Consider the following 6,698-nt stretch of genomic DNA (forward strand, 5'->3'; position numbering starts at 1 on the left):
GTCCCCCTCCCACCGGCAGTCCCCCTCCTACCGATGGGCCGTCTGCCAGCGGCGGTCCACATCCCGATGACGGCCACCATTGGGGTGACGGCGCCGCCGACCCCGCCAGCCGAGGCGGCGGCGTCTCGGATGACCACTGCGCCGCCGACGACGCCCCCACCGTGCCGGTGGCCCCTCTGCGGCGGGGGCCGACTCAGCCCGCTCAGTAGGTGCAGGAGACGCCTGCCGGGGCGGCGGCCGGGGCGGCGGCCGCAATGGCCCGGACGCCGCCGCCCGCGGCCGCGGCCGGTCGGGACCAGAACACCGGGACGGCCGCGGAGGTGGCCGCGGCGGCCGGCAACGCACCGGTGGAGCTCGTCGCGGCGGCGCGGCCGCCGAAGGGCTTCAGGAAGGCACCGAGCTGGTCGGGATCGGGCACCAGCACGCTCTGCCCGGCACGTTGGCCGGCCGCCGCCGGCACGGTGGCGAACGTGACCCCACCGGAACCGATCGACTGCATCCGGACGGCGAGCAGGCGCAGGTCGGCCAGGGAGGTGCGGTCGTCGAGGGTGATCGCGGAGGTCGCGGCGTCGATCACATTGATCAGCTTCGCCGGGTTGAGCAGCGTGTCGGTGGAGGCAATCCGTTGGAAGACGACCCCCAGGAACTGCTGCTGGCGGCGGATCCGGTCGATGTCGCTCTCCGGCAGGCCGTAACGCTGGCGGACGAAGGCCAGGGCCTGCGCCCCGGTCAGCCGATTCTCCCCCACCTGGCCGGAGAAACCGGAGTAGTGGTCGTGCAGGTTGTCGAAGCCGCGCGCCTTCAGCTCGGGCGGCAGCTCCCTGATGCAGACGGTGACCCCGCCCAGCGCGTCGGTCATCCCCTGGAAGCCGACGAAATCGATCTGCACGTAGTGGTCCACGCGGATCCCGGTGAGGCCTTCGATGGTCGCGACCAACAGTGAAGGTCCGCCGTAGGAGAAGGCCGAATTCAGCTTGGAACGCTGGGCCGCATGCTGGGTGCCCCGCGAATCGGTGTAGCCAGGGATCCGCACCCACAGGTCGCGGGGGAAGGAGATCAGGGTCGTCGAGCCGTTTTCGTCGAGATGAGCGAGGATCGTGGTGTCGGACCGCTGCCCCTCGGCCACGCCGAACTCTCCGCTGGTCCCAGCCCGGGTGTCGGACCCGACCAGCAGGATGTTCTGTGTGCCGCCCGAGGCCGACGTCGGCCGGTCCACGCCGGCGGCGAAGGTCAGCGGGGTGTGGCGGACCCGGCCGTCGTAGTGACGTAACACGGCCCAGCCACTGGTCGCCAGCACAAGCACGACCGCGGCGAGAACCGCCGCGACCGCGGTGACGCCGCGATGGATCGAGCCGCGGCGCGGCGGCGCGGGGTCGCTGGTCGCCGGCAGGTCCCGCCGGGTCGGGCCGGGCGGCTCGGCCGCCCGGCGACCGTCTGGTGGCTCGGCGCGACCAGCCTGGAGATCACGCCTGGGATGGGGATCACGGCCGGAATAGGGATCGGCGTAGGGATCGCGGGAACGGCCGGGGGGTCGCGGCTGGGCCCGCGGGCGAGCCGGGCGGTCCCCGGCGGGCGGAGGGGATCCGGGCTGGCGCTGCGGCCACTGCCCCGCTGGCCAGTTCTCCTCGGACGTGGGCCGGGAGCCATCGCGCCGGGGGGCATTGCGCTGAGGGGCATTGCGCTGAGGGACATCGCGCCGCCGGCCGTCGCCCTCCCCGTCGCGGCGTCCCGCGGGCGGCCCGTGCCGTTCCGGCCGATCCGGAGGCCAGGTCATGGCCGCCTCCCCCTCCCTCATCCACCGGGAGGAGATCATCCCGCGCCGGTGACGCCATCGGTGTTCCGGGCATCCGTTCCAGGCGGACCGTTCCCCCAGTGTCGCGCGCCTCGCGCCCGCCGGGGCGGGCGCCGATCGGGCGGCCGTGGGCCGCCCGGCCCGACCGGCCCGCGATTGCCACGGCGCCACCCGGTTCCGGCCACGAGCCACGAGCCGACCAACGGAACACTCCAGGACAGCCTCTCACCAAACTCGCGCGCTGGGGGCCGTCGGCCCCGTCGACGGCTGTCGGGTGGGCGACCAGGCCCGGCCGCGACCGCGGTCCGGCGAGCGCGCGGCGGTTGGCAATCCGTTGGCGCGACTTTCGACCATATTTGCGAGATTTATCCTCGGCCGGGCCGAAAATGCCGGGATCTCTGCAATGTGATGTCGGTTACAGCACCATCGAGGAGTCGCGCGCGTCGACTCGGATGTCCCGACTCACCGTGAGCCCGCTCCCACGCGCTGCCCGCGAGACCGATGAAGGCACGGATATCAGGTCGGTATTACGGGGACCAAGGAGGTCAGCACCCGGACCGAACCGCCCCGAGGCCGCCGCCAGGAGCCCACGCTCAGAGTTCCGACACCCCCGTCAACGGGCAGCGACAGAAAGTCACGCAACGACGGATAGCGCAGATCTCGCACAACCGAATGCTTGCCCGTGTTAACCCGTTCGAAGCAAGAGGATGGACTCTTGGGTAACCTTCCGAGGCCACCGACCCCAGCAGGCACTCCCCCTCAAGCCGGATGATCGGATGACGTCGCGAGCGGCTACCGGATCGCCGGCCGACGGATCACGCCGGGAGACAGGCGGATCGGCTCACATCGCCCGGAGGATCCGCACGCCAGAATCCAGACTCTGACCGCGGCGAGTTGTCCGGTGCGGTCTCGATGGACGACCAGACCGGCACACCACTACCCGGCGGACCTCGACCGGCCTACCGTTAACGGTATGAGTGCCCAGTCCCACCAAAGCACACCTCCACCGGCCGGCACGGGGGTACCCGAGGGAGCCTCGGCGGAGGGTGGCCAGAACTTCATCACAGCCGGCGAAGCGGATGTTGTCCGCCCCCGCATCGATGTACCCGGGGCGACGAGGGATTCCGCTGGCGCGGAGTCGGATTCGGAGCCGGTGTCCGTCTCCGTGGAGGCCGGCGAGATGCCGGCCGATCCGGCGGCGTCTTCTGGCCGCGAACCCGGCCAGGTCAACCACGATGAGGAACCGCACGCGGCGTTCCGCCGGTTTATGGCAACTGGCTGGGCGCCGATTGACGACGCTGTGCCATCTCGCGATGACTGTGCACCCTACACCGCGAAACGCCGCGCCTTGTTGGGCTCGCGGTTCCCGGCCGATGCCCTCGTGGTGCCCAGCGGCGGCCTACGGGTACGGGCAAACGACACGGATTTTCCGTTCCGTCCGGGAAGTGACTTGTTCTGGTTGACAGGCTGTCATGAACCCGATGCCGTGCTGGTTCTGCTACCCAACGCGGCCGGCGAGCACGATGCGACGCTGTATGTCGCGGGCCGATCGGACCGCTCCAGCTCTGCGTTCTACACCGACCGCCGATACGGCGAACTCTGGGTCGGTCCCCGGCCGGGGGTTCGCGAGACGGCCGCCACCCTGGAGATCGAGTGCCGGCCGCTGACCGAGCTCTCGGGCGCCCTGGCCCGGCTGGCGCCGGGAAACACCAGGACGCTGCGGGGAATCGATCCACTGGTTGACCGTTCGGTGCTGCGGTGGTCTGACGACAGATCGGCCGACGACCGCGATGTGGTGCTCGCGCAGGCCCTTTCCGAGCTACGGCTGGTCAAGGATGACTTCGAGATCGCGCGGTTGGACGAGGCGGTCGCGGCGACAGCGCGTGGCTTCACCGAGTGCGTAGGAGAAATCGGCCGCGCGATGGAGCTGCCCAACGGCGAACGCTGGTTGGAGGGCACCTTCTGGCGGCGCGCCCGCGTCGACGGCAACGACGTCGGCTACGGCTCCATCGTCGCCTGCGGGCACCATGCAACCACCCTGCACTGGGTGCGCGACGACGGGCCGGTGCGGGCCGGTGAGCTGGCACTTCTCGACATGGGGGTGGAGGGGAGATCGCTCTACACCGCCGATGTCACCCGGACGCTACCGATCACCGGCCGCTTCACGGACCTGCAGCGCCAGGTATACGACGTGGTTCTCCGCGCACAGCAGGCCGGCATCGACGCCGTCCGCCCGGGAGCATCGTTCCTGGACCCGCACCGCGCGGCGATGCAGGTCATCGCCACCGCTCTGGCGGACTGGGGGCTGCTGCCGGACGGGGCGCAGGCATCGCTGTCGGAAGATCCCCGCGCACCGGGCGCGGGCATCCACCGTCGATACACCTTGCACGCCACGTCGCACATGCTCGGGCTGGACGTGCACGACTGCGCCCAGGCGCGTGACGAAACCTACCGGGATGCGGCGCTGGAGCCCGGGATGGTGCTCACGGTGGAACCGGGTCTGTACTTCCAGCCCGACGACCTCACCGTTCCCCCCGAGCTGCGCGGCATCGGCGTCCGGATAGAAGACGACATCCTGGTCACCGGGGACGGAAGGCGGAACATGTCCGCCGGGCTTCCGCGAACCCCGGAAGACATCGAAAACTGGATGGGCCGGCATCTGCCGAACTGACGGAACGAACAGAACCGGCAACAGCACGCGTTGGCACGAAGGTCAATCGTTCCTGCCACACCGGCTAGGCCGGTGTGGCAGGAACCTGCCCTGGCAAAACCTGATCAGCAGGTCTTTGGGCGCCGGGGCCTGCCGCCCGTGGCCGAATACCGCAGGCACGACGGGTACTACGGGGTCCACCGCTTCGAGTCTCGACCCGGAAAAGTCGTCAAGACCAGGATCAGTGGGCCTTGTCGTACGCCTCGACGATGTTGGAAGCGATACGGCCACGGTCACTCACCGTGTAACCGTTGCTGCGCGCCCACTCGCGAATGTCGGCGGTGCGGTCGGTTCCGCCGGTACGCCGCGAAGCGGTACGCACGCCACGACGGCCACCCGCCGCACGGCCACCGGAACGGCGGGCCGCGGTCACGAACGGGGCCAGCGACTCACGCAACTTCGTCGCGTTCTTCTCCGACAGGTCGATCTCATACTGCGCACCGTCGAGTCCGAAGCGGACAGTCTCGTCGGCCTCTTCTCCACTGAGATCGTCAATCAACGAGACGATGGTCTTCTGGGCCATGCCACACTCCTTCAGGTCAGCGGACCGCAGAACTCACGCGTCTAGTATTACCACGAGAACACCGGGAACTGTCGCGTCTGGTTCGGCGGACTCGCAGACTTGGGCCACCGAACACGAAGACACCGGTCTAGGCACGCTGGTGAGGCTGTCGGAGTGCGGAACCCAAACGCGGCGGCCAAGCTCGGCATGATAGAGGGTGATCATGTTCTGCGAATCACACCTTCCGAGCCGAAACGCCGGCCGCAAGCGGACAGTTGGGCCGCCGTCGGCCGGGCGGCGACCATGTCCACCGACCTTGGAACACCGATCGTGTTCGTCTACCGACTCCCCGGACGATTGCCGGGCAATCGGCAGGCATCAGCCGGTGGGTGCTTTGGGGTGCTGGCGCCGTGAGCGGAACCGACCGGTACGAATGCCAAAGGGGATCGTGGCGGCGGATGAGTACGCCTGATTCCGGCGCCGACCCTATGGATCGGCGCACGGACGAGTACCCACGGACGTGGGTGGTGGACGGTGCCAACGTCATTGGCTCTCGGGCCGACGGCTGGTGGCGCGACCGTCCGGGCGCTGCCCGGCGCCTGCTCGCCGATATTTCGACCTGGATCGCCGGGTCCGACGCGCACGTCGGATCGCCCGGGTCAGCGGAATGGCCGGCGCGGATCCTGGTCGTTCTGGAAGGGGCGGCCCGAGCCGGGGTTCCCGCCGCAGCGGTGGTCATCGAGCCGACTCCGGCCAGGCCTGCGGCCCCCAACCATGTTCACGACCAGCCGCGCGGGAACACCGACCAGCCGCGCGGGAACACCGATCAGCCGAGCGGGAACACTGTTCGGCCGAGCGGGAAGGGCGATCGATCTTTGGGGAAGGACCGCCGCCCTCCCGGGAACGGCGACCACGCTCGGGGGAAGGGGCAGCGCCCGCCGGGGGACGGCGACGGCAATTCCTGGCTCGCCGCCGACCGATCGGACCCGACGCCCGGGTACGGCGCCGCACCCGCACTCGCCGTCGTCCACGCCCCGGGGCACGGCGATGACGCGATCGTCGACACCGCCCGCGAGGCCGGCCCCGGCGTCATCGTGATCACTTCGGATCGCGGGCTCACCACCCGCGTACTCGCTCTCGGCGCCGAGGCACGCGGCGCCGGCTGGCTGTGGAACCGGCTCCGACGGTGAGACCCACGGCGACTTCCCCCGGCGGGACCCCTCCGGACCTACCCCGCGCGGGGCTCTCAACGCGCGCGTGTGGCCGAAAAGATGCCATCGGAGAAAAAGACCCGACCGTGGCGCCAACGTGGATCTGGCGCCTTCTGAGACCCCCGCGCCGCCCACGTCCGGCAGGTAGCGCCTCGGCCCGTCCTGCGGCGAGGTCCCCCGAATCAATCGGCTTCCGGCAGCCGGTCAGACCGCGCGGCACCGCGTCGGAGCGTCAACACCGGCCGCCGCGGTCCCCGCGATACCGATCCGGCCAATTGATCGCGCGGATGTCAGCGACCGCACCGCCCAATGAACCAGCGGGAATCCGCCCGGAAATCCGTCACGATCGCGGGAACGACTGTCACCGGACATGATGCGGGCGGCCGTGTCTGCCGCGCTCCCGAGAATCCGTCGCACTCCCGAGGATCGGTCGCACTCCCGAAGCCGTGCCCCGAACTTCCTTGGCCCCCGCACCGCCCCAGC

The 6,698-nt window shown here is 70.1% G+C and carries 4 protein-coding genes; 2 read left to right on the top strand and 2 right to left on the bottom strand.

Going from position 1 to position 6,698, the window contains the following annotated elements:
* Nucleotides 1–202 precede the first annotated feature (202 nt).
* Nucleotides 203–1,774, bottom strand: coding sequence for an LCP family glycopolymer transferase (locus NBZ83_RS28765; protein ID WP_261576194.1), 1,572 nt, complete (start codon nt 1,772–1,774; stop codon nt 203–205).
* 1,285 nt (nt 1,775–3,059) lie between these two features.
* Here NBZ83_RS28765 and NBZ83_RS28770 point away from each other — a divergent pair.
* Entirely contained in the window at nt 3,060–4,463 is a 1,404-nt protein-coding gene (locus tag NBZ83_RS28770; RefSeq protein WP_261570621.1) for an aminopeptidase P family protein, read from the top strand.
* Between the two features lie 220 nt (nt 4,464–4,683).
* Here NBZ83_RS28770 and NBZ83_RS28775 read toward each other — a convergent pair whose 3' ends face one another.
* Nucleotides 4,684–5,025 (bottom strand): histone-like nucleoid-structuring protein Lsr2, encoded by a 342-nt coding sequence (locus NBZ83_RS28775; protein ID WP_009742427.1) that lies wholly within the window; start codon nt 5,023–5,025, stop codon nt 4,684–4,686.
* An 854-nt stretch (nt 5,026–5,879) separates the two neighbouring features.
* Here NBZ83_RS28775 and NBZ83_RS28780 point away from each other — a divergent pair.
* Nucleotides 5,880–6,194 carry a hypothetical protein gene (locus NBZ83_RS28780; RefSeq protein WP_261576195.1) on the top strand — a complete coding sequence of 105 codons (315 nt, stop codon included), beginning with the start codon at nt 5,880–5,882 and terminating at the stop codon, nt 6,192–6,194.
* Nucleotides 6,195–6,698: the final 504 nt, after the last annotated feature.

It is taken from the genome of Frankia gtarii, from assembly GCF_025403375.1.
GTDB lineage: Bacteria > Actinomycetota > Actinomycetes > Frankiales > Frankiaceae > Frankia > Frankia gtarii.